23 protein-coding genes and 1 other RNA gene are annotated in these 25,227 nt (G+C 59.9%); 9 read left to right on the plus strand and 15 right to left on the minus strand.

What is annotated here, in order from left to right:
- Positions 1-31 precede the first annotated feature (31 nt).
- The 12 genes from ACK4FZ_RS01760 to ACK4FZ_RS01815 form a co-directional block, all read right to left on the minus strand.
- Complete coding sequence (locus ACK4FZ_RS01760) at positions 32-2,407, minus strand: 3-hydroxyacyl-CoA dehydrogenase/enoyl-CoA hydratase family protein (RefSeq protein ID WP_409818013.1); 2,376 nt, start codon at positions 2,405-2,407, stop codon at positions 32-34.
- Between the two features lie 187 nt (positions 2,408-2,594).
- Positions 2,595-3,977 carry an OmpP1/FadL family transporter gene (locus tag ACK4FZ_RS01765; RefSeq protein WP_409818014.1) on the minus strand — a complete coding sequence of 461 codons (1,383 nt, stop codon included), beginning with the start codon at positions 3,975-3,977 and terminating at the stop codon, positions 2,595-2,597.
- 154 nt (positions 3,978-4,131) lie between these two features.
- Positions 4,132-4,509: an acyl-CoA thioesterase gene (locus tag ACK4FZ_RS01770; protein WP_409818015.1), complete on the minus strand. Its 378-nt coding sequence runs from the start codon at positions 4,507-4,509 to the stop codon at positions 4,132-4,134.
- Positions 4,510-4,590: 81 nt separating this feature from the next.
- On the minus strand, positions 4,591-7,044 hold the full coding sequence (locus tag ACK4FZ_RS01775; protein WP_409818016.1) for an acyl-CoA dehydrogenase: 2,454 nt from the start codon (positions 7,042-7,044) through the stop codon (positions 4,591-4,593).
- Between the two features lie 37 nt (positions 7,045-7,081).
- Positions 7,082-7,717, minus strand: coding sequence for a TetR/AcrR family transcriptional regulator (locus tag ACK4FZ_RS01780; RefSeq protein WP_409818172.1), 636 nt, complete (start codon positions 7,715-7,717; stop codon positions 7,082-7,084).
- A 189-nt stretch (positions 7,718-7,906) separates the two neighbouring features.
- Positions 7,907-9,088 (minus strand): O-succinylhomoserine sulfhydrylase, encoded by a 1,182-nt coding sequence (locus tag ACK4FZ_RS01785; RefSeq protein WP_409818017.1) that lies wholly within the window; start codon positions 9,086-9,088, stop codon positions 7,907-7,909.
- Between the two features lie 88 nt (positions 9,089-9,176).
- Complete coding sequence (gene purF / locus ACK4FZ_RS01790; protein WP_409818018.1) at positions 9,177-10,727, minus strand: amidophosphoribosyltransferase; 1,551 nt, start codon at positions 10,725-10,727, stop codon at positions 9,177-9,179.
- Between the two features lie 74 nt (positions 10,728-10,801).
- Positions 10,802-11,287: a CvpA family protein gene (locus tag ACK4FZ_RS01795; RefSeq protein WP_409818019.1), complete on the minus strand. Its 486-nt coding sequence runs from the start codon at positions 11,285-11,287 to the stop codon at positions 10,802-10,804.
- Positions 11,284-12,105: an SPOR domain-containing protein gene (locus tag ACK4FZ_RS01800; RefSeq protein ID WP_409818020.1), complete on the minus strand. Its 822-nt coding sequence runs from the start codon at positions 12,103-12,105 to the stop codon at positions 11,284-11,286. Before ACK4FZ_RS01800 ends, ACK4FZ_RS01795 begins: the two co-directional genes overlap by 4 nt.
- Before the next feature lie 9 nt (positions 12,106-12,114).
- On the minus strand, positions 12,115-13,401 hold the full coding sequence (folC, locus tag ACK4FZ_RS01805; protein ID WP_409818021.1) for a bifunctional tetrahydrofolate synthase/dihydrofolate synthase: 1,287 nt from the start codon (positions 13,399-13,401) through the stop codon (positions 12,115-12,117).
- Entirely contained in the window at positions 13,398-13,841 is a 444-nt protein-coding gene (locus ACK4FZ_RS01810) for a protein YgfX (protein WP_409818022.1), read from the minus strand. Before ACK4FZ_RS01810 ends, folC begins: the two co-directional genes overlap by 4 nt.
- A 12-nt stretch (positions 13,842-13,853) precedes the next feature.
- Entirely contained in the window at positions 13,854-14,210 is a 357-nt protein-coding gene (locus ACK4FZ_RS01815) for a hypothetical protein (protein WP_144371632.1), read from the minus strand.
- A 146-nt stretch (positions 14,211-14,356) separates the two neighbouring features.
- Between ACK4FZ_RS01815 and ACK4FZ_RS01820 the strand changes: the two genes are divergently transcribed.
- The 7 genes from ACK4FZ_RS01820 to ACK4FZ_RS01850 all read left to right on the plus strand — a co-directional run bounded on the left by ACK4FZ_RS01820 (position 14,357) and on the right by ACK4FZ_RS01850 (position 21,237).
- A complete protein-coding gene (locus ACK4FZ_RS01820; protein WP_409818023.1) occupies positions 14,357-16,273 on the plus strand; it encodes an ATP-binding cassette domain-containing protein in 1,917 nt (638 codons plus the stop codon).
- Positions 16,270-16,812 carry a C40 family peptidase gene (locus ACK4FZ_RS01825; RefSeq protein WP_409818024.1) on the plus strand — a complete coding sequence of 181 codons (543 nt, stop codon included), beginning with the start codon at positions 16,270-16,272 and terminating at the stop codon, positions 16,810-16,812. Before ACK4FZ_RS01820 ends, ACK4FZ_RS01825 begins: the two co-directional genes overlap by 4 nt.
- A 3-nt stretch (positions 16,813-16,815) precedes the next feature.
- The gene (locus ACK4FZ_RS01830) at positions 16,816-17,382 is read left to right on the plus strand and encodes a hypothetical protein (protein ID WP_409818025.1); all 567 of its coding nucleotides are present in this window, start codon (positions 16,816-16,818) and stop codon (positions 17,380-17,382) included.
- Positions 17,383-17,503: 121 nt separating this feature from the next.
- Positions 17,504-18,055 carry a TRAP transporter small permease subunit gene (locus tag ACK4FZ_RS01835; protein WP_409818026.1) on the plus strand — a complete coding sequence of 184 codons (552 nt, stop codon included), beginning with the start codon at positions 17,504-17,506 and terminating at the stop codon, positions 18,053-18,055.
- Positions 18,052-19,545, plus strand: coding sequence for a TRAP transporter large permease subunit (locus ACK4FZ_RS01840; protein WP_409818027.1), 1,494 nt, complete (start codon positions 18,052-18,054; stop codon positions 19,543-19,545). Before ACK4FZ_RS01835 ends, ACK4FZ_RS01840 begins: the two co-directional genes overlap by 4 nt.
- A gap of 147 nt (positions 19,546-19,692) precedes the next feature.
- Positions 19,693-20,781 (plus strand): TRAP transporter substrate-binding protein, encoded by a 1,089-nt coding sequence (locus tag ACK4FZ_RS01845; RefSeq protein ID WP_409818028.1) that lies wholly within the window; start codon positions 19,693-19,695, stop codon positions 20,779-20,781.
- A gap of 174 nt (positions 20,782-20,955) precedes the next feature.
- Positions 20,956-21,237, plus strand: a complete 282-nt coding sequence (locus ACK4FZ_RS01850; protein ID WP_409818029.1) for a hypothetical protein — start codon at positions 20,956-20,958, stop codon at positions 21,235-21,237.
- A 9-nt stretch (positions 21,238-21,246) separates the two neighbouring features.
- Here ACK4FZ_RS01850 and ACK4FZ_RS01855 read toward each other — a convergent pair whose 3' ends face one another.
- The 3 genes from ACK4FZ_RS01855 to argE all read right to left on the minus strand — a co-directional run bounded on the left by ACK4FZ_RS01855 (position 21,247) and on the right by argE (position 24,403).
- Positions 21,247-21,606, minus strand: coding sequence for a cupin domain-containing protein (locus ACK4FZ_RS01855; protein ID WP_409818030.1), 360 nt, complete (start codon positions 21,604-21,606; stop codon positions 21,247-21,249).
- 105 nt (positions 21,607-21,711) lie between these two features.
- Entirely contained in the window at positions 21,712-23,100 is a 1,389-nt protein-coding gene (locus tag ACK4FZ_RS01860) for a sodium-dependent transporter (protein ID WP_409818031.1), read from the minus strand.
- A gap of 130 nt (positions 23,101-23,230) precedes the next feature.
- The gene (argE, locus tag ACK4FZ_RS01865; protein WP_409818032.1) at positions 23,231-24,403 is read right to left on the minus strand and encodes an acetylornithine deacetylase; all 1,173 of its coding nucleotides are present in this window, start codon (positions 24,401-24,403) and stop codon (positions 23,231-23,233) included.
- 148 nt (positions 24,404-24,551) lie between these two features.
- On the opposite strand from argE, the gene ffs reads away from it, so the two are divergent.
- Positions 24,552-24,650, plus strand: an RNA gene (gene ffs / locus ACK4FZ_RS01870) — signal recognition particle sRNA small type.
- A gap of 232 nt (positions 24,651-24,882) precedes the next feature.
- Entirely contained in the window at positions 24,883-25,209 is a 327-nt protein-coding gene (locus ACK4FZ_RS01875) for a helix-turn-helix domain-containing protein (protein ID WP_409818033.1), read from the plus strand.
- The last annotated feature ends 18 nt before the right edge of the window (positions 25,210-25,227 follow it).

A 25,227-nucleotide genomic window follows, 5' to 3' on the forward strand; every position in this document is an offset into this window, starting at 1 on the left:
AGCCGCCGGCCAGTCTGTATTCTGGCTAGATTTAGTTACGCAGCGGCTTGCCGGTGGTGAGCATGTTGGCAATGCGATCCTGGGTTTTACTGGATTTCAGCAGGGTCATGAAGGCCTTGCGTTCCAGATCGAGAATCCATTGCTCGTTCACCAGCGTGCCTTGCTCCACATCGCCACCGGTCATCACGTCGGCGATCAGGCCGGCGATGGTGAAGTCGTGCTGGCTGATGAAGTGACCTTCCAGCATGTTGACCAGCTGACCTTTGATGGAAGCAGCGCCGGAACGACCCGCCACCGGGAACTTGCCACCTGCCATCGGCGGACGGTAGCCCGCTTCGTACATCGACAGCGCCTGTTGCTTGGCAACGTGCAGCAGCTCGTAAGCGTTGAACACCACGTTGTCGGTAGCACGGAAGAAGCCGATTTCCTGGGCTTCATGCGCGCTGGTCGCCACTTTGGCGGTGGCAATGGCCATGAAGTAGTCTTTCAGTGCAGCCAGCACGTCGCCTTTGGCTTCACGGGCAGCACGCAGCGCAAACTCTTTGCAACCGCCACCACCCGGCAGCAGGCCAACGCCTACCTCTACCAAGCCGACATACGATTCCAGCGCAGCAACCACCTTGTCGCAATGCATGGCAAACTCGCAGCCGCCACCAAACACGTAACCTTGCGTTGCAGCAACGGTCGGAATCTGGCTGTAACGCAAGCGCATCGAGGTTTCCTGGAAGCGACGCACCATAGTGTCGATAGCATCCCAGTCACCCATCATGAACGCTGGCAGCATGGACTGCAGGTCAGCCCCTACCGAGAACGGCTCTTCGGTTTGCCAGATCACCAGGCCTTTGAAACGGGCTTCGGCGATATCCAGCGCCGCGTGTACTCCGTCGATCACATCCGGGCCAATGGCATGTGCTTTGGACTTGAACGACACCACCAGTACGTCGTCACCGGTAGTGAAGGCACGCACGCCGTCGTTTTCGTAAACGGTTTCGCCCAGCAGGCCTGCGGCCTCACCCAGCACCTTGGCCGGTGCCAGTTGACGCGCGTACACATCCAGCGTGGAACGGCCCACCAACTTGCCTGCAGCGGCGTCGAAGGAGCCATCGACAAAGTGAACACCGGCGCGGTCGGCTTCCAGCGCCCAGGCCGGCAGGTTGGCCGCAGCCAGCGATTTGCCCGCCTTGATGTCGGCATCGACCCACTCGGCTACTTGCTTCCAGCCAGCAGACTGCCAGGTTTCAAACGGACCCACCGACCAGCCGAAGCCCCAACGGATGGCGAAGTCAACGTCACGAGCGCAGTTGGCGATATCGCCGAGGTGGAAGGCAATGTAGTGGAAAACGTCGCGGAAGCAGGCCCACAGGAACTGTGCCTGCGGGTGCTCGCTCTCGCGCAGTTTCTTGAATTTTTCTGCCGGGTTGGCGATCTTCAGGATTTCCTTGACGCTATCGTCGCCCTTCTGACCGGAGCCGACGTATTCGCCAGTGGCCGGGTCGATGACAAACATCAGTTTGCCTTCTTTTTTGTAGATGCCACGCTTGGCCTTGGCACCCAAAGCACCATCAGCGATCAGCTTCTGCAGCCACTGCGGCGACTGGAACAGCGCGTGCCACGGGTCGTTCGGCAGCGTGTCCTGCATGGTTTTCACCACGTGGGAGAAGGTATCCAGGCCTACCACATCGGCAGTGCGGAACGTGGCAGACTTCGGACGACCCAGGCGCGGGCCGGTCAGGTCGTCGACGATATCGAAACGGATGCCGTACTTCTCGGCATTGGCGATAGTCGCCAGCATCGAGAACACGCCGATGCGGTTGGCAACGAAGTTCGGCGTGTCTTTGGCACGGATCACACCCTTGCCCAGCGTGGACACCAGGAAGCGCTCCAGGTTATCCAGGATAGCGGCATCCGAGCCCACGCACGGAATGATCTCGACCAGATGCATGTAGCGCGGCGGGTTGAAGAAGTGCACGCCGCAGAAACGCGGTTTCAATTCGGCCGGCAGCGACTCGGCCAGCTGATTGATCGACAAACCGGATGTGTTGGTCGCAAAAATGGTGTTCTCGCCCAGATGCGGACCGACTTTGGCGTACAGGTCGGCTTTCCAGTCCATGCGCTCGGCAATCGCCTCGATAACCAGGTCGCAATCCTTCAGCAGGTGCAGGTGATCTTCGTAGTTGGCAGGCTGAATGAAGTTGACGGCATCCTTATTGGACAGCGGGGACGGTTTCAGCTTTTTCAGGCCTTCGATGGCTTTCAGTGCGATGGCGCTCTTGTTGCCTTCCTTGGCCGGAAGGTCGAACAGAACGGTTGGCACCTTGGCATTAACCAGATGAGCGGCGATCTGCGCCCCCATCACGCCGGCGCCCAGAACGGCTACCTTGCGTACGATGAATTTGGTCTGAGACATGGTTTCCTCGGTTGTCTTAACGAACAAACATGGTTAAACGCTTCACGGATTATAGATTCCGGGTAAGCAGTCTGAAGAAAGATCTGTTTTTAGAGTATCTGAACCAAAATTCAGCATCTTTCCAAAAAAACACGGCAACCGCCGTGTCTATTGCGGCCAACCCGCAGGTTGGCCGCAGAATCAAGCATTAGAAACGATGGTTGTACTGCACACCAACGATCTGGGCAGACGATTTGTAATCAGCAGTACCTCTGGTCTGACTGGATACGCACTGACTTACACCTTGGAACGAGCAAGTACCGTTCACGTTCGCCTTAGCATCCTTGATGAAAATGTAAGAGTAGGCAAAGTCGACGGAGGCAACTTTGCTCAGATTGTACTTGCCACCAAACGACAACCAGGTGCGATCGTTGTCAGGCATGGTGGCCAGACGGTAGTTATCATTTGGCACCGGGGACTTGTCATACGCCACACCGGCACGCAATTGCAGATCGTCAGAGTACTGGTAGGAACCACCCAGCGACACCTTGTAGGTATCTTCCCAAGCCGGGAACAGATAAGTGGTGTCACCTTGGCCTGTTTTGGCATTGCCATAAATCAGGCGAGCGCGATCAAAGCGCGAGTGCTTAGTCCAAGTGATGTCACCGAACAAGTTCACTTTCGGATTCAGTTTGTACATGCCATGCACAGAGAGCGACTCGGGAGTATCAATTGCAACCGACGCATCTTCACTATCTTTGAAACCTGCTGCATTAAGGGCAGTGTAACCAGCTGCCGGTTTCGCCCACTTGGCAGTACCTTTCAGCGTGTGCTCAACTTGGGAACGATAATTCACACCAATGCGCGCTGCTTCGTTAATGTCCCACATCCAGGCCAGGTTATAACCAAAGCCCCAGTCTTCACCATCCACATCGGCAAAACCGTCAGCAGCGCCGTTACCGGCTACCGAACCCGGCAGCGCAGCATTACCACCCGCCAGGGCATAACCGAAGTTGGCATACTGGCGCAGGCTGGCCTCGGCATGCTGAGCGATCACCCCCACCGCCACCGAGTGCTGCTCGTTCAGTTTGAAGGCGATAGTCGGGTTGATATCGATGGTTTTCAGCGAAGTGGCGTTCAGGTTGTAACGCAATACCGAATTACGCTCGTACTCGGTAGAGGAGGCAAACGGCACGTAAATACCCAAGCCGACCGTAATCTGGTCATTCAGCTTGTGGGTGGCGTACAGGTGGGGAACGGCGATCAGGTCATCGGTGATGGTACCGCTTTTTACGCCCTGAACAGTGGAGTTAGTAGCAGTCAGCGCTGCAGTCGGATAGGTGGCGCTGGCATTACTGTATTTGACACTGGGCATTACCAAGTTCAAGGCACCGGAGAAGTTGGTACCTTCCAGCTTGGTCATACCGGCAGCGTTGTAGAAGATGGTAGAAGCATCAGCAGCTTCGGCCGCACTGGCGTTGGCGGTGGACTGTGCACTCACCGACTGGGTACCGAAGTGATAGCCGGATGCCATGACGGCAGCGGAGGCACCCATCATCATCACGGACAGGCTGAGGTGTTTCAGTTTCATGTGTCATTCCCTCTGTGCATTGTTTGTCATGCTGTTGTGACCGTACTGTAGCGTCGGCCTAACATTGATACTACCAGAGTAGACAAGGTTTTCCAGCTTTTTCGAGCATTCGTTCCAAACAGCCGTTTGACACTTGTCATGAAACCCACAGCGCTCAGATCAAGCGCGAGCGCCCTTCTGCGTCGATTGCCACATAGGTGGAAATCAACTCGGTGATAGCCAGTAACTCTCCGCACATGCGCTCGGCTTCGACCGTGATTTTCACCGTGACCGATTTCTGCCCAAGGCGCAAACAGTCAGCATAAATGGATACGACATCACCAACGAGGATGGGATGAGCAAACTGAAATGCATTCACTGCCACCGTAGTGACCTGCCCCTTGGCTTTGCGCTCGGCAAACGTAGCACCAGCCAAGTCGATCTGGTGCAGTAACCAACCGGCCTGCACGCGGCCGTGAGCATTGGTCGCACGTGGTTCGGCGCGCAGGCGCAGAACGGGCTGACGTGCATTATTGTTGAGTGTGTCTTCCATGCTTCCCTCCCGATGTTGCTCTGCTTACAGAGCAACATCAGCAGAGAGGTGGGCGAACCCACCTACTCCAAGCTTAGTGCATCAGAAAATCAGGCGCTGCAGCAGTTTGTCATCGTGGTGCTCCATCTTCATGTCGAAGTCGTCCACCATGATCACATCACGCTTCAATTTGCGAGCGCGCGTTACTGCATCGAATTCCTGCTGGCTGATTACGCCGTTCTGCAGGGCCTCCGCCAGACGCTCACGGGCGGTGATGGTCTTGAACTTGCCATCGCGTGCCAGCTTGCGCAGCTTCTGCTCAACCGGTTCGGTTTCCAGCATCGCCTTCAGCGCTGGCTCCAGCACGCCTACCGGGTCGGTCTCGTCAGCCGGTACAAACATGCCTTTGGTCAGACGGCTGCGGGTCGGGCCCAGCTCCATCAGACTGCGTGCCACTTGGGTACCAGTGCGATCGCTGGCCGGTTTCAGGGTCAGACCCCACGGGAAGATCACCTTGCGCAGCACTGCGGCCAACATACGGCTAGGCAGGTTGGCCAGGAAGCCGTCCATTGCCTGCTGCAGGTCGTACAGCGCGGTATCCAGCGCCCACTTCAGCACCGCCAGGTCTTCTTTCGGCGCGCCATCACGCTCGAAACGCTTCAGGCAAGCCGTGGCGATGTACAGATTGGACAGCATGTCACCCAGGCGGGCAGACAGCTTTTCGCGGAACTTCAGCGAGCCGCCCAGGCTGAACATGGCCATGTCCGACAGCAGCGCGAATGCACTGGAGAAGCGGGTCAGCTGTTTGTAGTAGGCTGCCACCTCGCCGCCCTTCGGGCTACCAACAAACTTGGCACCGGTCAGGCCCATCCACAGCGAGCGGAACACGTTACTGATCACGAAGTTGATATGGCCGGTGATGGCTTTATCAAACTCGGCACCGTCATTGGCCATGGCCGCCTTCATTTCGCGCAGCACGAACGGATGGCAGCGGATCGCACCCTGACCGTAGATGATCATCGAGCGGGTCAGGATGTTGGCACCCTCTACGGTAATCGCGATCGGAATGGCCTGGTAAGCACGTGCCAGGTAGTTGCGCGGACCCAGTACCACGGCCTTGCCGCCATGCACGTCCATCGCATCATTCAGCGCCTTACGCATGCGTTCGGTGTTGTGGTACTTCAGTACGGCAGACAGTACCGACGGTTTCTCGCCGATATCCAGCGCGGTCAGCGCCAGATCCTGCGCAGCTTCCATCTGGTAAGTGAAACCACCGATACGCGCCATTGCTTCGTCCACCCCTTCGAACTTGCCAATGGACAGACCAAACTGGTCACGGATGCGAGCGTAAGCGCCGGTGGTGTAGGACGCCACCTTGCCGGAAGCAACCGACATGGCCGGCAGCGAGATGCAGCGGCCAACCGACAGGCACTCTACCAGCATGCGCCAACCCTGACCGGCGTACTCGCGGCCACCGATAATCCACTCCAGCGGAATGAACACGTCCTTGCCCCAGGTCGGGCCGTTCATAAACGCAGCACCACCCGGGAAGTGACGGCGACCAATGCACACACCTTCGTGCTCGGTCGGCACCAGCGCGCAGGTAATACCGATATCTTCCTTGTCACCCAGCAGGTGATCCGGGTCGTACATCTTGAACGCCAGGCCCAGCACGGTGGCTACCGGCGCCAGCGTAATCCAGCGCTTTTCCCAGCTCACGCGGATACCCAGCACGTTTTCGTGATGCTGGCCGCTGCGCGGGTCGGTGTAGCTGCCACGGCAGACCACGCCGAAATCCGGAATAGCGCCTGCGTCAGAGCCCGCGTACGGGCTGGTCAGCGCAAAGCACGGTACGTCCACACCCTTGGCCAGACGCGGCAGGTAGTAGTCTTTCTGCGCTTCGGTACCGTAGTGCTGCAGCAGTTCGCCCGGGCCGAGCGAGTTCGGCACCATCACCGATACAGCCGCCGTACCGCCACGGGTAGCGATCTTGGTCACCACCTTGGCATGCGCGTAGTTGGAGAATTCCAGACCGCCATACTTTTTCTTGACGATCATGCCCAGGAAGCCCTGGTCTTTGATGAACTGCCACACTTCCGGCGGCAGATCCTTCAGCTCGTGCGTGATCTTCCAGTCGTCGATCATCTTGCACAGCGCTTCGGTCGGGCCATCCAGGAAGGCCTGCTCTTCGGCAGTCAGCTTCGGGTCCGGGAAGGACAGCAGACGGTTCCAGTCCGGCTTGCCGGAGAACAGGTCACGGTCCCACCATACGGTGCCGGCGTTGATCGCTTCCTGTTCGGTCTGCGACATGGCCGGCGTGATTTTCTTGAAGATGGTGAACACCGGGCCGGTGAACACGGCACGGCGCAGCGGGGTAAGGTTGAGTATTGCCGCGATGACACCGAAAACGGCCCATACGGCAACAGGTACCTGGCAACCCCAGACGAACTGCAGGCTGGCCAGCCAGCCTGCAACGGCGATAGTCCAAGCGAGGATGGGTGCGCGGAAGTAAGCTAGCGCGCCCACCAGCAGGACGAGAATAACGGCAGATGTCATTATGGTTAACCCTCGTGTTGACCCTGTGAAAAGTCAATCAGATGGGCGCCGTCAACCCTGCCACGACAAAAGGTACCAAGTGCTTGACGACCATGTCCGGGTCCCGGGCGGTAACTACCTGGCTACGGACAAAAATCTTCAGCACATCATTACCGGCAAAGGCGTTAAACATTATGCTGAAAGCAAAATGCATGCGCCATGCAATATCTTCGGCTCCAAACTGCGGTAGGGCGCGCTGGAATGCACTAGTATAGCGCACAACAAACACGCTGTACTGCTGATTCAGCGCTTCACGCAGCAGACGGTGGTTTTCCACCAGCGTGCGTGACATTAACCGCACAAACAGCGCCCCGCCCCTCGCAGGGTCTTTTGACAGGGCCAGACAGGGACGAATGAAACTCGTCACCAGCTGCTCTGCCGTCAGCGTTTGTCCGGTTTGTTCGAGTGCATCCAGCTCCGCCAGACAGGCCGCCACAAAGGGGCCGATACGGCGCATGAATACGGATTCGAACAGCGCATCCTTGGAGCCAAAGTGGTAATTCACCGCAGCCAGGTTTACTTCGGCCTGCTGGGTGATCATGCGAAGCGAGGTAGCCTCGAAGCCGTGCTCGACGAACAGACGTTCTGCGACGTCCAGAATCCTCGTAGCGGTATCGGGCTTGTTCACTTCCATGTTTTCTTGCACCTTGATCGGGGTAAGTAATTGCGTCGCCTTGCTCATCATGACTTTAGAACAAGCGTTTGAAACTTACGTTTAAATTTGACGCATGTCAAGAACGCCATGTTCACACCTTTAAGTTTTTCCCATTAAAAACGGCAGTCCTAATTGTAGACTGCCGTACGATTGAAACAATTGTTTCTTTTACAGGCCGCGCAGCAAGTCGGCCTTTAGGTCATCAATATGTTCCAGACCTACCGCCACACGCAGCAAACCCTCGGTAATGCCCGCTTGCGCCCGCGCCTCCGGCGTAATGCGCGCATGAGTGGTAGAAGCCGGGTGCGTCAGCGTGGTCTTGACATCACCCAGGTTGGCAGTGCGCGATATCAGCTGGATAGCATCTACCACCTTCCAGGCAGCCTCGCGCCCGCCCTTGACCTGGAACGACAGCACCGGGCCACCGCTCTTTTGCTGGCGCTGCGCCAGCGCGTAGTGCGGATGATCCGGCAAGCCGGGATAGAACACTTTTTCCACCGCAGGCTGCTGTTGCAGCCACTTGGCCAGCTCCAGGGCATTGGCCGAGTGCTTTTCCATGCGCAGATACAGCGTTTCCAGACCCGACAGCAATACCCAGGCATTGAACGGTGCCAGCGACGGGCCCGCAGTACGGACGTGCAGGTAGACCTGCTCCACCAGCTTGTCGCTGCCCACCACGGCACCACCCATCACGCGGCCGTGGCCGTCCAGGTACTTGGTGGCCGAATGCACCACCAAGTCGGCACCCAGCTTGATCGGTTGCTGCAACGCCGGCGAGCAGAAGCAGTTGTCCACCACCAGCAACGCGCCCGCCTCGTGGGCAATGGCCGCCACGGCAGCAATATCGGCCAGATCGGTCAGCGGGTTGGACGGCGTTTCCAGGAAAAACACCTTGGTATTCGGTTTGACTGCCGCACGCCACGCGTCCAGGTTGGCCGCATCCACATAGCTGGTTTCCACGCCAAACTTGCCCAATACACCATTGAACAGGTTGATGGTGGAGCCAAACAGGCTGCGCGACGACACGATATGGTCGCCGGCTTTCAGCAGCGTCAGCATGGTGGCCTGGATGGCAGCCATGCCGGTAGACGTGGCCACGGCACGCTCGGCACCTTCCATGGCGGCCAGGCGCTGCTGGAAGGCAGAAACAGTAGGATTGGTAAAACGGGAATAGGTATAACCATCGATTTCGCCAAGGAACATGGCGGCAGCCTGGGCGGCACTATCGAAGGTAAAGCTGGAAGTCAGATGCAGGCTCTGGCTGTGCTCGCGGTATTCGCTGGTTTCACGACCGGCTCGGATGGCCAGGGTTTCCGGATGCAGGCTCAGACAAGGGTCATCACTGGACATTATTTATTCTCGACACGGGCAATGGAATACAAAGCCACACAATAACAAGGGTTGGCCGCAACGGCCAACCCTTGTCGTTATAAATACATTACATCAGGTTTTGTTCGGCCACGTTCAGGTTCAGGTCCACCATCTGGCTACCAGCATCCTCACCATCCTTGACGTCCTTGCTTGCCGCCTTGCCCTTGCCACGCGCGGCCTCGATGGCATCGAGGTAAGCCTCGTTGATGTCACCGGTGATGTAGCAGCCGCTGAAGCACGACGCCTCGAACACGTTCAGCTCGCGATTGATACTGTGCACCGCTTGCTCCAGCGCCGACAGGTCCTGGTAAATGACGGCGTCGGCGCCGATCTCGGCGGCAATCTGCGCATTGTCACGACCGGTGGCCAGCAGCTCGGCACGGGTCGGCATGTCGATGCCGTAGACGTTGGGGAAGCGTACCGCTGGTGCAGCGGAAGCAAAGAACACCTGTTTGGCGCCGGAATCGCGCGCCATCTGCACGATTTCCTTGGACGTGGTACCACGCACGATGGAGTCATCCACCAGCAACACGTTACGGCCGGCAAACTCCAGCGGCACCGGGTTCAGCTTCTGGCGCACCGACTTCTTGCGTACCGCCTGACCCGGCATGATGAAGGTACGGCCAATGTAGCGGTTCTTGATGAAGCCTTCGCGGTACGGCAGACCCAGGGCGTTGGCCAGCTGCAGCGCGCTCTGGCGGCTGGAATCCGGAATCGGGATCACCACGTCGATTTCGATGCCCGGAAACTCGCGGCGGATTTTCTCGGCCAGCATTTCGCCCATGTTCAGGCGCGACTGGTAAACCGACACGCCGTCGATAACGGAATCCGGACGGGCGAAGTACACGTACTCGAACAGGCACGGCGCCAGCTGGGTATGTTCGGCACACACGCGGGCGTGCATGTCGCCATCGAAGCTGACGTAGACACATTCGCCCGGCAGTACGTCGCGCAGCACGGCAAAGCCGGAGCAATCCAGCGCCACCGATTCGGACGCAAACATGTATTCGGTGCGACCCTCTACCACGTTGCTACCCATCACCAGCGGACGGATACCATGCGGGTCGCGGAAAGCCACCAGGCCATAACCGGCGATCATCGCCACTACGGCGTAAGCGCCCTTCACGCGACGGTGCACCGCCTCCACCGCACCGAATACCGCTTCCGGCGTCAGCGTGGCGTTTTCGACGCGCGCGGCAATCTCGTGGGCGAACACGTTGAGCAGCACTTCCGAATCGGAATTGGTGTTGATGTGGCGCAGGTCATTGCGGAACATGTCCGACTTCAGTTCGTCGGTGTTGGTGAGGTTGCCGTTGTGCGCCAGCACGATGCCGAACGGCGAATTCACGTAAAACGGCTGCGCCTCGGCCAGGTTGGACGCCGAGCCGGCGGTGGGGTAGCGCACATGGCCGATGCCGGCGTTGCCTTGCAGCGAACGCATATTGCGGGTACGGAACACGTCGCGCACCAGACCGCTGCCTTTGTGCATGTGAAAGGTCTTGCCGTTTGCCGTAACAATCCCGGCTGCGTCCTGACCGCGGTGCTGCAACAGTTGCAGACCGTCATACAACAGCTGGTTTACGGGTGTCTGACCTACCACCCCAAGAATTCCACACATAGTTAATCCCCAGACTACACGAGTAAAAACAAGGGGTGAGGATGCCGACGCATCATCACCCCTCTATTGCAAAGCTATGAAAAATCCATTTTCTGCGCCAGCGCATCCGGCAACCACGGCTTGGACGCTACCGCCACCGCCTGGAACGGCGCCACCAGCAGGGCATTCTGCCAGGCGGCGGATTGCGGCAGATTGCTCAGGCCGCCGACAATCATCACCACCGTCACCAGCAACATGCCGCGCACCAAACCGAATATGGCACCAAAAAAGCGGTTGATGCCGCCCAGGCCGATGGCGTCCAGCATCACGGTCAACGACGCACGCAACACACCAGACAGCAACCAGACACCCACCAGCAGCAGCAAGAAAGCCACCACGAGGCGCAGGCCGTCGCCGGGCAGCGGTATGAACTCTGAAAGCAATGGCGACAGGCTGCGCGCCGCCCAGAACGCAATCAGCCAGGAAAACAGCGATAGCACTTCGGCCACCAGGCCGCGGAACAGCGACAAGGCGATGGAGCCGGCGATCAGGGCCAGGATCAGGTAATCCAGCCAGGTCATTCCGCCCCCACCACGATCCCGGTCACACCGGCCTTGCTCAAGCGCCACATGGCGGCATCGGCCTCTTCACGCGATTTGAACGGCCCTACGCGCACTCGCGTTACCTCGCCTTTACTGGTTTGCACCTTGCTGAAGCGCGCCGTCACGCCAGCTGCGGCCAACCTGTCGCGCAAGGCGTCCACTTTTTGCGGGTCGGACAATGCTGCCAGCTGGATGCTGAATTTCTTGCCCCCCTCTGCCGGTTTGCTGTCGGGCTTGGCCGGCTCGGCATGCGCTTCACGGCCCTCCAGAATAGCCATCGGGTCGACTGGCTTTTTCTCTTCGCGCGGCTTGGGCTCCTTGGCCTCCGGTTTCACTGGCGGTTTCGGCTCCGGCTTTGGCGTGGGCTTGGGTTCCGGCTTCGGCTCAGGTTTGGGTTCCGGCTTGATGTCCGGCTTGGGTGTCGCCACCGCAGCAACCGCAGGGGCAGCGGGTGCCACCGCTGCCGGGGGCACACTCACGACGGCTGCTGGGGCCTGGGGTGCCGCCGGCATCGACGCCAGCTCCGGCTCTTCCGGCGGCAAGGTAGCCAGCAGGTCGGTCACCGGCTGCGACGCTGCCACGGGTGCAGACGCCACCACCGGCGCGGCAGCCGGCTGCGATGCCATCTGCAATCCGGTGATATCCACCGCCTCCGGCTTCATCGCCTGCTCCGGCAGGGCATCCACCACATTCCACAGCACGGCAGTCGACAAGCTCACCATCACGATGGCGCCCACCAGGCGGCGGCGCGCACGCTTGCGCAGCAACAGCAGTTCGTCGTGAGTGGACAGGGCCATCAGGGTTCCTTATGCGCGGTGGAGTCGCTGTTCCATCACCTCGGCAACGGTGTGGAACGAGCCAAATACAACAATTCTATCATTCTCGCCGGCCATCGATAAGGCGGCATCCCAGGCCAAAGGTACCGTTTCGTAACGATGCACCCCGCGAATGCCCATGGTTTCCAGCTCGGTGGCAATCGCATCGGCCGTACGGCCACGTGGCATGTCTAGCCCGCCCACCAGCCAGATATCGAACTCGTCCTTCAGCAGCGATACCACCGCGGCCATATCCTTGTCGGACAGCATCGAAAATACGGCAATGCGCTGACTGGCAAACGCCATACGCTTCAGACTGTCGGCCAGTGCACGGGCGGCGTGCGGGTTATGCCCCACATCCAGCACCGTCACCGGGCGACCGGGCAGCACCTGGAAACGCCCTGGCCATTCCACCTCCAGCAGGCCGCGCTTGACCGCTCCCAGACTCACCGGCAGCTGCGGCTTCAGCAGCTCCAGCACTGCCAGCGCGGTGGCGGCATTCACCAGCTGGTACTCGCCACGCAGCGCCGGAATCGGCAGCGCGTGCTTGTGCGACTCACCCATATGGAACGACCACTGGTTATCCATGCGCGTCACGCCAAAGTCGCGGCCAACCAGGTGCAGCGGCGCCCCCAGTTGCGCCGCCACGTCCAGCAAGGTGTGCGGCGGGTTCGGGTCGGCACACACGGCCGGTACACCCGCGCGGAAAATGCCGGCTTTTTCGAAACCCACCTGTTCGCGGGTATCGCCCAGGTAGGCCTGGTGATCCAGATCGACGCTCACTACCACCGATACCGCCGGCTCGAAAATATTAACGGCATCCAGTCGCCCGCCCAGCCCTACTTCCAGCACCGCCACATCGACGCCCTCTTCCACAAAGGCATGCACGGCAGCCAGCGTGCCGAACTCGAAATAGCTAAGCGAAATATCCCCGCGTGCTGCCTGAATGGCAGCAAAGCTGTCCACGATACGCTGGTCGCTCACCGGCTGGGTGTCGATGGCAATACGTTCGTTGTAACGCAGGATGTGCGGCGAGGTATAGGTACCCACCTTGAAGCCGGCGCGGTGCAACATGGTGGACAGCATGGCGCACACCGAGCCCTTGCCGTTGGTGCCACCCACAATGATGACCGGGAAGGTTGGCCGCAACGCCATGGCGTCGCGCACGGCTGATACGCGGGCCAGCCCCATATCAATGGTGCTGATGTGCAGGTTTTCCTGATAGTGCAGCCAGTCCTGCAGGCTGCTGGCGGCGGTAGGAGGGATGGCTTGACTCATAGATTTTCTTCTTCTGACTGCGCTGCCGCATGGCTGCGGCACCACTTCACATATACCCGCAGGGCACGATGGGTATCGGCCGGCACGGCATCGCGCCACACCAGCAGCCCGACACGACGGCCCTGACCGGTACGGCCACTGAGCCACACCAGCCATGGCAAAGCGACGCTGCCAGGCTGCACCGCCACACGCTGCAGATTAATCTGGCAGGCGCCGCGGCCATCTACCGACAAGCGCCCAGGCCGACCGGGCCACATACCGCTACGATGCAAGCAGGCAAGCGTGGCCAGCACGCCGCTGATCAGCACCACCCACACCGACTGACGGTCCAGCTGGGTACAAGCCAACAACAGGCACAGCCACATCAGCAGCAAGCCGGCGCAGGCCAGACGGCTAAAGCCCAGCGTCGCCGCAAACGGCGGCACATGAACAGCGTGCACGGCGGCAGCTACTTAAACCGGGTCGACCGGGCTGTTCATGATGTCGGCGTCAACCGTGTCCAGCAGCGTGGAGTGGATCTCCACGTCAAACCACTCCCAGAACGTTTTCAGCGAGCGGTCCTGCGGCCACAGCGACTCGTCCTCGTACCAGGACGCCAGCTCCAGACGGAACAGCTGGTCGAAGATTTCATCCACGTGTGCCACGGCCTCTTCCGGCTCGTCGAACTCCGGCAGCAGGATGACGGTGCTGTCGGCACGCAGCGCATCCAGCGTCAGTTCGATCATGTCATTGTCCGGCACCCCGTTCAGCCACGCCAGAAACGGGGCTTTCGGTTTGATTACGGCTACAGAGCGGTCAACAAAGTACATGGCACATCCTTTCGCGATACCCGCCGGAACAGGCGGGCTTTCAATTGGCGCGCATTGTAGCAGCCACCGGCCGGCAGGCGAAGGGCAAACACGCGCTCATGCTACAATCGGCCGCATTGCAATAAGAAAGCCCGTCACTCCCCATCATGGCCCTGATTACCGTAGATAACGCCTGCCTCGCCTTTGGCCACCACGCCCTGCTCGACAAAGTGCATTTCGCCCTCGAAGGCGGCGAAGTCGTCGGCCTGATCGGCCGCAACGGCGCCGGCAAATCCTCGCTGCTGAAAGCCATCGCCGGCACCGTCAAACTGGACGACGGCCGTGTCATCCAGCAAGGCGACATCAAGGTAGCCTACGTTCCGCAAGAGCCCACCTTCGAGGAAGGCCACAGTGTGTTCGAAGCGGTAGCCGAAGGCCTGGGCGAGCTGAAAGCCCTGCTCACCGATTACCACCACCTGACACAGCAGCTGGCCGACCCTGCGGCCAACCACGAAACCGTGCTGGCACGCATGACCGACATCCAGCACGCACTGGAAGCGCGCGACGGCTGGCAGTTCGACGCGCTGATCAGTACCACGCTGTCGCACCTGGGGCTGGATGCCGACACCCAGGTTAGTGCGCTGTCCGGCGGCTGGAAAAAACGCGTGGCCCTGGCGCGCGCGCTGGCCGCCCGCCCCGACGTGCTGCTGCTGGACGAACCCACCAACCACCTGGACATGAGCGCCATCGAGTGGCTGGAAGGGCTGATCAAGAACTTTACCGGCAGCGTGCTGCTGATCACCCACGACCGTCGCTTCCTCGACAACGTCGCCACCCGCATCATCGAGCTGGATCGCGGCATCCTGCGCAGCTACCCGGGCAGCTTCAGCGCCTACCAGGTACGCAAGGCGGAAGAACTGGCGATCGAAGAAGAACAGAACCGCATCTTCGACAAATTCCACGCCCAAGAAGAGGTGTGGATCCGCAAGGGCATCGAGGCGCGCCGCACCCGCAACGAAGGCCGCGTGCGCCGGCTGGAGGAAATCCGCCGCCAGCGCGCCGCCCGCCGTGAACGCGTGGGCCAGGTGAACTTCCAGCTGGACGCCGGCGAGCGCTCCGGCAAACTGGTGGCCGAGCTGGAACACGTCAGCAAAGGCTTTGACGGCCGCAACCTGATCAAGGACTTCACCAGCCGCATCCTGCGCGGCGACAAGATCGGCCTGATCGGTCCCAACGGCGCCGGCAAGACCACATTGCTGAAACTGATCCTGGGCGAACTGGAAGCCGACAGCGGCAGCATCAAGCGCGGCAGCAAGCTGGAAGTGGCCTACTTCGACCAGTTCCGCACCCAGCTGGACGAAGAAACCAGCGTGGCCGACATCATCAGCCAGGGCAACGACTTCGTCGAAATCGCCGGCCAGAAGAAGCACGTGATGAGCTACCTGGAAGACTTCCTGTTCTCGCCACAGCGTGCGCGCAGCCCGGTGCGCTCGCTGTCCGGCGGAGAACGCAACCGCCTGCTGCTGGCACGGCTGTTCACCCGCCCGGCCAACGTGCTGGTACTGGACGAGCCCACTAACGACCTCGATATCGACACGCTGGAGCTGCTGGAAGAGCTGATCGAGCAATACACCGGCACCGTGTTCCTGGTCAGCCACGACCGCGCCTTCCTCGACAACGTGGTGACGCAGGTGATTGCCTTTGAGGGCGACGGCCGGCTGGAAGAATACCCGGGCGGCTATCAGGACTGGGTCGACACCCGCGCCCGTATGGCCGCGATGAAGGCCGAGTACGCGCCGCGCAAGGAAGCAGCGGCCAACGTGGAAGCCAAACCGGAACGCGACCGCAGTGCGCGCACGCAGAAACTGGGCTTTAACGAAAAGCGCGAGCTGGAACGCCTGCCGCAGGAAATTGCCGAACTGGAAGCCGAACAGGCACTACTGAACGACAAGCTGCTGGACCCGAACGCCTACCGTGACACCCCATTGGAGGCGCGCAACTGGCAGGCCCGCATCGAGGAGATAGAAATGCTGCTGCTGGAAAAACTGGAACGTTGGGAAACGCTGGAGGCCAAGCAAGGATGATGCGCGGCAGCTTGCTGGGCCGACTCACCCGCCAGCGTGGCGTGACGCTGGCGTTACTGGCCTGCCTGCTGGCCGGCTGCGCCAGCACGCCCCCGCCGGCGAAAAAGCCCGGCAAGCCCGCCACCCGCCCGGGCACCAGCCTGGGCAGCCTGCAAGCCGACGGGGTTGGCCGCGAGATCCTGATGTACACGCTGAGCCTGCTGGACATCGACTACAAGTTCGGCGGCAGCAACCCGGAAGCCGGCCTGGATTGCAGCGGCATGGTGGCCTACATCTATCAGAATGCTGCAAGAGTGAAGCTGCCACATAATGCGGCGCAAATTGCCGGCCTGGCGCGGCCGATCAGCAACAGCCAGCTGCGCGTCGGCGACCTGGTGTTCTTCAATACGCTGGGGCGGCCGTTCTCGCACATGGGCATCTATATCGGCGATGGCAAGTTCGTGCACGCCCCGCGCAGCAACAGCGTGATCCGCGTCGACCGCCTCGACAACAGCTACTTTGCCGCCCGCTACGAGGGCGCGCGTACCTTGTTTGACTAAGCCATGTGGCAGCAGCGCTGGCAAGCCTGGCAAGAAAACCGGCCCCGCCTGCACCGGGACGGCGTGTCACTGCCGGGCAAGCTGGTACTGCGCAAACTGCAGCAATGGCTGAACAATGAACGCCTGAGTATCGACGACCTGCTGCTGGACGAGCACGGCGCGGTGTTCTGGCTGACACTGCACCACCCCGCCCACACCATCCTGCAACTGCACTGCCAGCCCGCCGCCGGCGGCCCGGATGGCGCACTACACCTGCATTACCAGATCAAAGGCGACCCGGCACAAGCCGGCCTGCGCGGCCATGCGCTGGCCAAACTGGCCACTCTGGCCAGCGGCAGTGGCGTTGCGGCCAACCTGCTACAACGACTCACAGCCGACATCGCATGGCTACAGGTTTCCCCCCATCACATCACGCTCTACTGGCGTAACATCCCCGCGCTGCAAGACTGGCTGCAGCGCACCCGGCTGGCAACGCTGGCGTGCGACCAACTCGACATCGGCGCCGTGCTCACCACCGAAGACGCGTTGCGGCTGCGGCTAACACGCCGCCAGCCCGCCAACCAAGGGTAATCCCCTATCCATCTGTACTTGGCCCTGTGCTTTGATAGCAATAGCCGCCAAACGGCAACGGCCTCACAGAAGGCCCGCTAAAAAAGCAGCCATAGCTGCAACATTACACAGGAGAAAACCAGTGCATTCACTGCTTGCCTTGTCGCGTCTTATCGACGCGATCAACGCACGCGTGGGCCGGGCTGCGTCATGGCTCGTGCTTGTCGTCGTGCTCATCAGCGCCGGTAACGCCGTCGTCCGCAAGGCTTTCGATATCAGTTCGAACGCCTTTCTTGAAATCCAGTGGTATCTGTTCTCGGCAGTCTTTCTGCTGGCCGCCGCCTACACCCTGCAAAAGAACGAACACATCCGTATCGACCTGCTAGCGGGCAAACTGTCCAAACGTGGCCAGGCCATCATCGACATCATCGGCACCCTGCTGTTCCTGTCGCCGGTGTGCGTGATCATCATCATGTACGGCTGGCCGATGTTCATGAACGCCTGGACCACCGGCGAAATGTCGTCTGACGCTGGCGGCCTGATCCGCTGGCCGGTGTTCCTGCTGATCCCGGTAGGCTTCTCGCTGCTGCTGGCACAGGGTCTGTCCGAGGTCATCAAGCGGATCGCCTTCCTGCAGGGTCTGATCGCCGACCCGTCCGACAAAAACACCAACGCCAACAAGGAGCCGGTATGAACCTCGAACTGCTCGCTCCCATCATGTTCTGCTCGCTGATCGCATTCTTGCTGATCGGCTACCCGGTGGCCTTTGCCCTGGGCGCAGTGGGTTTGTTGTTCAGCTGGATCGGCATTCATTTTGAACTGCTGCGCCCCGAGCTGCTGCAGGCACTACCGAACCAGGTATACGACATCATGCGTAACGATACGCTGCTGGCGATACCGTTCTTCACCTTCATGGGTTTGATACTGGAACGTTCCGGCATGGCCGAAGACATGCTGGACACCATCGGCCAGCTGTTCGGCTCGGTACGTGGCGGCCTGGCCTACGCAGTGATCTTTGTCGGCGCGCTGCTGGCCGCCACCACTGGCGTGGTGGCCGCGTCGGTGATCTCGATGGGCCTGATCTCGCTGCCCATCATGCTGCGTTATGGCTACGACACCCGTATCGCCACCGGCGTGATTGCCGCCTCCGGCACCCTGGCCCAGATCATTCCGCCGTCGCTGGTACTGATTGTACTGGCCGACCAGCTGGGTGCTTCGGTAGGCGACATGTACGCCGGCGCCATGGCCCCAGGCCTGCTGCTGTGCCTGTTCTACGCACTGTTCGTGTTCATGATCACCCTGTTCAAGCCGCAGTGGGCGCCGGCGCTGCCGCCAGAGGCACGCACCCTGCGTGGGTTCAACCTGGCCAAGCGCGTGGTGCTGGTGATGATTCCGCCGCTGCTGCTGATCTTCCTGGTACTGGGCACTATCTTCCTGGGGATTGCCACCCCGACCGAAGGCGGCGCCATGGGTGCAGTAGGTGCCATCATCCTGGCGGTGATGAACAAGCGTCTGGACATGAAGCTGCTGCAGCAGGCCATGGACTCCACCGTCAAGCTGTCCACCTTCGTGGTGTTCATCCTGATCGGGGCCCGTGTGTTCCGTATCGCCTTCCTCGGCGTCAATGGCGACCAGTGGGTAGAGCACCTGCTGACCAGCCTGCCTGGTGGTGCTACCGGCTTCCTGATCGTCGTCAACATCATGGTGTTCTTCCTGGCTTTCTTCCTCGACTTCTTCGAGATCGCCTTCATCTTGGTGCCGCTGCTGGCGCCGGTGGCACAGAGCCTGGATATCAACCTGATCTGGTTCGGCGTGATCCTGGCCGTCAACATGCAGACCTCGTTCATGCACCCGCCGTTCGGTTTTGCCTTGTTCTACTTGCGTAGCGTGGCGCCGAAAGAAGTGAAGAGCACGCAGATTTACTGGGGCGCCGTACCCTACGTGTTGATGCAGATTGTGATGGTAGGCCTGCTGATTGCCTTCCCCAAACTGGTAACCGGCTCGTTGCATGACGAAGTAAAAACCAACGCCGAAGACGCCGCCGCCATCATGCAGCAGATGGACGCCGCGCCCAGCGCCGACCTGCCGGCAGAACTGCCCGCTGGCGACGCCTCGCTAGCCGATGCTTCCGCACCTGCGGCCAACCAGTCGGATGACCTGCTGAAGGAGTTGACCGGCCAATAAGCCACACCCCGGGGGCAAAAGCCATGGCTTTGCCCCCGGCAATGCAGATGTCACTAGACATCACATCCGGCATATCGATAAATTTCAGGCAACACCACAACGCCTGATGCAAGCGCAGTAACACAAGACAACACAAAGGAGATCACTGTGGAAAGACGCTCGTTTCTGAAAAAAGCCGGTGCAGCCGGCCTGGCTACCGCAGCAGTGGCCGCCCCGGCCCTCGCCAATGACGGCCCGACCATCCGCTGGCGCCTGGCATCCAGCTTTCCCAAGAGCCTGGACACCATCTACGGTGCCGCCGAACAGCTGGGCAAGCGCGTCAGCGAACTGACCGGTGGCAAGTTCCAGATCCGCTCCTTCCCTGGCGGCGAAATCGTACCGGGCACCCAGGTGCTGGACGCCGTACAAAACGGCACCGTGGAATGCGGCCACACCGCCAGCTACTACTACGTCGGTAAGAACAAGGCGTTTGCCTTCGACACCTCGCTGCCGTTCGGCCTGACTTCCCGCCAGCAGAACGCCTGGCTGTACTACGGCGGGGGCATGGCGCTGATGCGCGAGTTCTTCGCCAAGTACAATGTGGTGAACTTCCCGGGCGGCAACACCGGCACCCAGATGGGTGGCTGGTTCCGCAAGGAAGTCAAAACGCTGGCCGACCTGAAAGGCCTGAAAATGCGCATTCCGGGCTTTGGCGGCGAGATCATGGCCGCCCTGGGCGCCGTGCCGCAAACGCTGGCTGGTGGCGACATCTACCCGGCGCTGGAAAAAGGCACCATCGACGCCACCGAATGGGTAGGTCCGTACGATGACGAAAAACTGGGCTTTTACAAAGTAGCCAAGCACTACTACTACCCGGGTTTCTGGGAGCCGGGCCCGAACCTGTCGTTCTACGTATCCAAGAAGGAATGGGACAAGCTGCCGCCGGCGTACAAGGCGGCGTTTGAAGTGGCCGCTGCCGAAGCCAACATCAGCATGCAGGCCGAGTACGATGCCAAGAACCCGGTAGCACTGGTGAGCCTGCTGCAAAAAGGTACCAAGCTGCATCAGTACCCGGCGGACATCATGAAAGCCGCGCAGAAAGCCGCCTTTGCCCTCTACGAGAAGGAAGCGGCCAGCAACCCGGACTTCAGAAAAATCTACAACGAGTGGAAGAAGTTCCGCACCTTGCAGCACGGCTGGTTCAATCTGGCCGAGAGCAAGATGGAAAACTTCATGTACGCCAACAAGGTCAAGTAAGCCTTGTAACGACAAAAGCCGCGCACTGCGCGGCTTTTTTGTTGCATGACGATTGGCGGCCATTAAAGTCGACACTTGCTGCAGCTGCAGCGGCCCTGCCACCGACCCGGCCATTGTGCCGGGGCATGACAAATGGCCTATAGTGACAACACCCGTTTCACCAAGGAAATCACCATGCGCAGACTGATCCTGGTTTTGTGGCCATCATTCATCACTGCCCTGCTGGCCACTGCCTGCTTCTTTTCGGTATTCGACCCTTACGAGCTGGCATTGCACGGCAAGCAGCTGTTTCATGACGAGCTGAGCGCCTACTCGGTATTCTTTCTGCTGGCCTGGTGCTTTGGCGGCCTCAACGGCCTGATCTTGCTGCAGCTTAACAAACCGGCACGAGACATCAACGGTTTCGAGCCGCCACCGGTCGACCCGGACGCCTACCCGGCAGAGCACAGCCGCTGAACACCCTGCTCAGACCAGCACGCCGCTGACAATCACGTAGTATTTGCGCACTGCCTCAAGCACGCGAAACTCGCCGCGAAAACCGGCGGGAATGACCGCCGCTTCGCCAGGGCCGAACGTGTCGGCGTGGCCATGCTCGTCAGTCAGCCGCACACGGCCGCTGATGATGGCGAAAAACTCGTGTTTGTCGGCGGCAAAGGCAATGCGCCAGGCACCCGGTTCGCAGGCCCAGATACCTGCAGCCAATTGACCATTGCCGGCCTCGTACCCCGACCAGGTATGACGCAGCGGGTTGCCCGCCACCAGACGCTGCGGATCGGGGCGGTCTTCCTGCCCCACGCCTTGCGCCACGATACGCACAATCGCCATGTAAACTCCTTAATCCTGTTGGTTGCTTGCCACGCAGGCCTGCTGCTCAAGCCGGCGTGGCAAACAAGGTTGGCCGCGTACTGCGGCCAACCTGGTTGCCAGCCTTTACAGCAGGCCCAGCCCTTTGAGCATCACCAGCAGGATCAGCAGCGGGGTCACAAACTTCAGCAGTACATACAAGCCTGCCACCACACCACCGTTAGCCAGGCTGCCCTGATTGCTCAGCGCTGCCGCCATATTGTCGCGGCCCCATACCCAGGCCACGAACAGGCAGATGAAGATGCCACCCAACGGCATCAGGATGTAAGACGAAATGTAGTCAAACAGGTCAAAGAAAGTCATGCCGAACAGCTTCACGTCGGCCAGCAGGCTGTTGGACAGCGCGCAGGTGGCACCGATCAGCGCCAGCAACAGCAGGTTAAGCAGCGTGGCCTTTTTGCGTGACATGCCCAAACGGCCAGCCATCACCGACACCGGCACCTCCAGAATCGACAGCATGGCGCCAGTCGCCGCCACTGCGGCCAGCACAAAGAACAGCACCATGAACAGGTGGCCCATCGGCATGCTGGCAAACACTGCCGGAATAGTAATGAACAGCAGCGACGGGCCGGCCTCGGGCTTGAAGCCGAAACTGAACACCGCAGGGAAGATGGCAATGCCGGCCAGCATCGATACAAACAGGTCGGCACTCATCACACGCAAGGTTGTCGTGGGAATGTTCTGATCGTCACGGAAGTAACTGCCGTAGGTCATCATCGTGCCCATACCGATGGATAGCTTGAAGAAGGCCAAGCCCATGGCCACCAGCACCACCTCGCCGCTGATCTTGCTCCAGTCCGGCGTAAACAGAAACGCCAGGCCCTCGGCCGCGCCCGGCAGCATCAGGCTGCGTACGCAAATCACCAGCAACAGCAGGAACAAAATGGGCATCAGCTTCTTGGTAACGGCCTCGATGCCTTTGGCCACGCCCATCAACAGGATGCCGCCAATCATCAACAGTACCAGCCACTGCCATAGCAGCGACTGCACCGGATCGCTAATCAATGCGCCAAAGGCGGCCGACGTCACCGCCGGGTCGCTGGACAGTATATCGCCACGCAGCGCCTTGAATACGTAGGCGAACACCCACGCCGCCACTTCGGAATAAAAGGACATGATCAGAAAAGCCGCCAGCACACCAAAGGCACCAATCAGCCACCACGGCTGGCCGGACGGCGCCAGCGTACGCAGCGTGGTGACCGCATCAGCCTTGGCTTTGCGCCCCAGCATGATCTCGGCAATCATCACCGGCAGGCCTACCAGCAAGGTAGCCAGTACGTATACCACCAGAAAACTGGCACCACCGTTGGCACCCGTAACGTAAGGAAACTTCCAGATATTACCCAGGCCCACAGCGGAGCCCAGTGTTGCGGCCAACACCCCGAAACTGCTGGTGAAGGCATCCCTGCTTGCGCCTGCAGCAGCCAGCGCTGCAGATCTTGTATCGTTTTTCATATTGTGGTCCAGCATCAAAACCCATGGTCAAACCCGGGCTCGCTTGTGGCAAGCACAGGTACTCAGCCCCTTATCGGGAGGCAGGATTTTGAGGCCGTCCGTGTTACAGGTAAAGCATTTTGCGGCAGATTCAGGCCTGTCTCAGACGCAGGAACAACTGATCAAGCCAGGCATCGCAGGCCGCCAGCTGCGCCACACTCACGTACTCGTCCGGGCGGTGAGCCTGCTCGATCGAACCCGGCCCGCATACTACGCAAGGAATGCCGGCCTCGTGGAAACGCCCGGCCTCGGTGGTGTACGCCACTGCATCATGGCTGCAGCCCTGGCACAAGGCTTCGACATGGCGGGTAATCTCGCTGCCCGGGCTGTACTCGAATGGCGGGCAGTTCACCAGCTGCTCAAAGCGGATGTCGGCCTCCGGTGCGACTTGCTGCATCTCAGCCAAGAGCACCTTGGCGTAATCGCGCACCGACTCCACAAAACGCTCGTGGCGATCGCCCGGCAACCAGCGCATCTCGAAAACAAATTCACAGTCCTTGGGTACGATGTTGGCTGCATTGCCGCCGGCAATCAGCCCGGTCTGCAAGGTGGCAAACGGCACATCGTATAAAGGATGGCGACTGCCGAAGGCTTGTTCGGTATCGGCCAGCTTGCGGATATGGGTAATCAGCTTGGCCGCGTACTCGATGGCATTCACCCCTTGCGGCGTCAGCGACGAGTGCGCAGCGCGGCCTCGCAAACGTACACGGTAGTGAGCAATGCCCTTATGGGCGATGACCGGGCGCATCATGGTAGGTTCGCCGATGATGCAGCCGGCAATCGGCAACTGCCGCGCCAGCAGATCATCGATCAGACGCCCCACCCCCAGGCAGCCGATTTCTTCATCGTAAGACAGGGCAATCCCCAGGCTACGTGCCATCGGCTGCTGCGTAGCCAATTGCTGCCAACGCGGCACTGCAGCCAAGGCACAAGCAATAAAGCCCTTCATGTCGGCACTGCCACGGCCGTAAATGCGGTCATCCCGTTGTGTCATGCCAAATGGCGGAAACTGCCACTGCTGGCCGTCTACCGGCACCACGTCGGTATGCCCCGACAAGATGATGGCAGGCAAAGCCGGGTCACCCAGCTGGGCGTATAGGTTGGCCTTGCTGCCTTCATCATTAAATGTGAGCGTACTCTGCACGCCATAGCCGGCCAGCCAGTCGGCTACCCACTCTATCAGTGCTAGGTTCGAGTCGCGGCTGGTCGTATCAAAAGCCAGCAAACGGGACAGAATGTCGGTAGTAAGAGCTTGAGTTGCCATGACGAACCTCGCGCAAGAGTGTATATAAATGGCAGCATACCGAATTGATCAGAGCATGCAAACCCGGATATTCGGGCCTGATACTGCATAAAAAGCAGCAGCGGGCTTGGCAAAATGGTGATTCGTGTGTAGTATTCGACGCTTCTATGGCGGGCCCCCCCGCATTGTACGGTAGTGAACCTGGTCAGGTCCGGAAGGAAGCAGCCACAACTATTCAGTGCAAGTGCCGGGGTTCAGGCTCGCCACCCCTCCCCCTCCTCGCTTTGCCTCCACTGCTTCATAAAATCTGACTGAAATAAAAACGTTGATCAAAATCTATTGACAATTCAGCCGGCATTTATCTTTTGATCGCTTGAAAATCCTGCTATCATACGAAGCACATAAAGGAGCTCGGCTATGACCTTGCTCCGATGTTGGAAACTTGAAAACGTCACCCGGCATATGCCGGAATCCCGAAACGAACAGAAGCGAGGAAAGCCATGAAACTGTTTGATAAAATCCCGAATCCGCGTGAAATCCGCCGCAAGCTTGGCCTGAACCAACAAGAGTTCTGGAGCCGCATCGGCGTTACGCAATCCGGTGGCAGCCGTTACGAAAGCGGCCGTAACATGCCCAAGCCAGTGCGCGAGCTGCTGCGCTTGGTGCATATCGAGCAAATCGATCTGTCCAAGGTACGTCGCGAAGATTTCGAAATCGTTGAATACCTGAAAGAAACCCACCCGGATCTGTACAAAAGTCTGCGCAAGGCCGTACGAGCCCGAATGGATGCACAAACCGAAGGTGCTGCAGACACTGCAGAAGCCTGATAGGTGTCATGCGCAAAA

The sequence above is a fragment of the Vogesella sp. genome (assembly GCF_046297735.1).
Taxonomy (GTDB): domain Bacteria; phylum Pseudomonadota; class Gammaproteobacteria; order Burkholderiales; family Chromobacteriaceae; genus Vogesella; species Vogesella urethralis.

What these genes read in the sequence shown, in the direction of transcription:
- ACK4FZ_RS01760 (WP_409818013.1), bottom strand. Translation starts at nt 2,407, where the DNA reads ATGTCTCAGACCAAATTCATCGTACGCAAGGTAGCCGTTCTGGGCGCC.
- ACK4FZ_RS01765 (WP_409818014.1), bottom strand. Translation starts at nt 3,977, where the DNA reads ATGAAACTGAAACACCTCAGCCTGTCCGTGATGATGATGGGTGCCTCC.
- ACK4FZ_RS01770 (WP_409818015.1), bottom strand. Translation starts at nt 4,509, where the DNA reads ATGGAAGACACACTCAACAATAATGCACGTCAGCCCGTTCTGCGCCTG.
- ACK4FZ_RS01775 (WP_409818016.1), bottom strand. Translation starts at nt 7,044, where the DNA reads ATGACATCTGCCGTTATTCTCGTCCTGCTGGTGGGCGCGCTAGCTTAC.
- ACK4FZ_RS01780 (WP_409818172.1), bottom strand. Translation starts at nt 7,717, where the DNA reads ATGGAAGTGAACAAGCCCGATACCGCTACGAGGATTCTGGACGTCGCA.
- ACK4FZ_RS01785 (WP_409818017.1), bottom strand. Translation starts at nt 9,088, where the DNA reads ATGTCCAGTGATGACCCTTGTCTGAGCCTGCATCCGGAAACCCTGGCC.
- purF (WP_409818018.1), bottom strand. Translation starts at nt 10,727, where the DNA reads ATGTGTGGAATTCTTGGGGTGGTAGGTCAGACACCCGTAAACCAGCTG.
- ACK4FZ_RS01795 (WP_409818019.1), bottom strand. Translation starts at nt 11,287, where the DNA reads ATGACCTGGCTGGATTACCTGATCCTGGCCCTGATCGCCGGCTCCATC.
- ACK4FZ_RS01800 (WP_409818020.1), bottom strand. Translation starts at nt 12,105, where the DNA reads ATGGCCCTGTCCACTCACGACGAACTGCTGTTGCTGCGCAAGCGTGCG.
- folC (WP_409818021.1), bottom strand. Translation starts at nt 13,401, where the DNA reads ATGAGTCAAGCCATCCCTCCTACCGCCGCCAGCAGCCTGCAGGACTGG.
- ACK4FZ_RS01815 (WP_144371632.1), bottom strand. Translation starts at nt 14,210, where the DNA reads ATGTACTTTGTTGACCGCTCTGTAGCCGTAATCAAACCGAAAGCCCCG.
- ACK4FZ_RS01820 (WP_409818023.1), top strand. Translation starts at nt 14,357, where the DNA reads ATGGCCCTGATTACCGTAGATAACGCCTGCCTCGCCTTTGGCCACCAC.
- ACK4FZ_RS01825 (WP_409818024.1), top strand. Translation starts at nt 16,270, where the DNA reads ATGATGCGCGGCAGCTTGCTGGGCCGACTCACCCGCCAGCGTGGCGTG.
- ACK4FZ_RS01830 (WP_409818025.1), top strand. Translation starts at nt 16,816, where the DNA reads ATGTGGCAGCAGCGCTGGCAAGCCTGGCAAGAAAACCGGCCCCGCCTG.
- ACK4FZ_RS01840 (WP_409818027.1), top strand. Translation starts at nt 18,052, where the DNA reads ATGAACCTCGAACTGCTCGCTCCCATCATGTTCTGCTCGCTGATCGCA.
- ACK4FZ_RS01850 (WP_409818029.1), top strand. Translation starts at nt 20,956, where the DNA reads ATGCGCAGACTGATCCTGGTTTTGTGGCCATCATTCATCACTGCCCTG.
- ACK4FZ_RS01855 (WP_409818030.1), bottom strand. Translation starts at nt 21,606, where the DNA reads ATGGCGATTGTGCGTATCGTGGCGCAAGGCGTGGGGCAGGAAGACCGC.
- ACK4FZ_RS01860 (WP_409818031.1), bottom strand. Translation starts at nt 23,100, where the DNA reads ATGAAAAACGATACAAGATCTGCAGCGCTGGCTGCTGCAGGCGCAAGC.
- argE (WP_409818032.1), bottom strand. Translation starts at nt 24,403, where the DNA reads ATGGCAACTCAAGCTCTTACTACCGACATTCTGTCCCGTTTGCTGGCT.
- ACK4FZ_RS01875 (WP_409818033.1), top strand. Translation starts at nt 24,883, where the DNA reads ATGAAACTGTTTGATAAAATCCCGAATCCGCGTGAAATCCGCCGCAAG.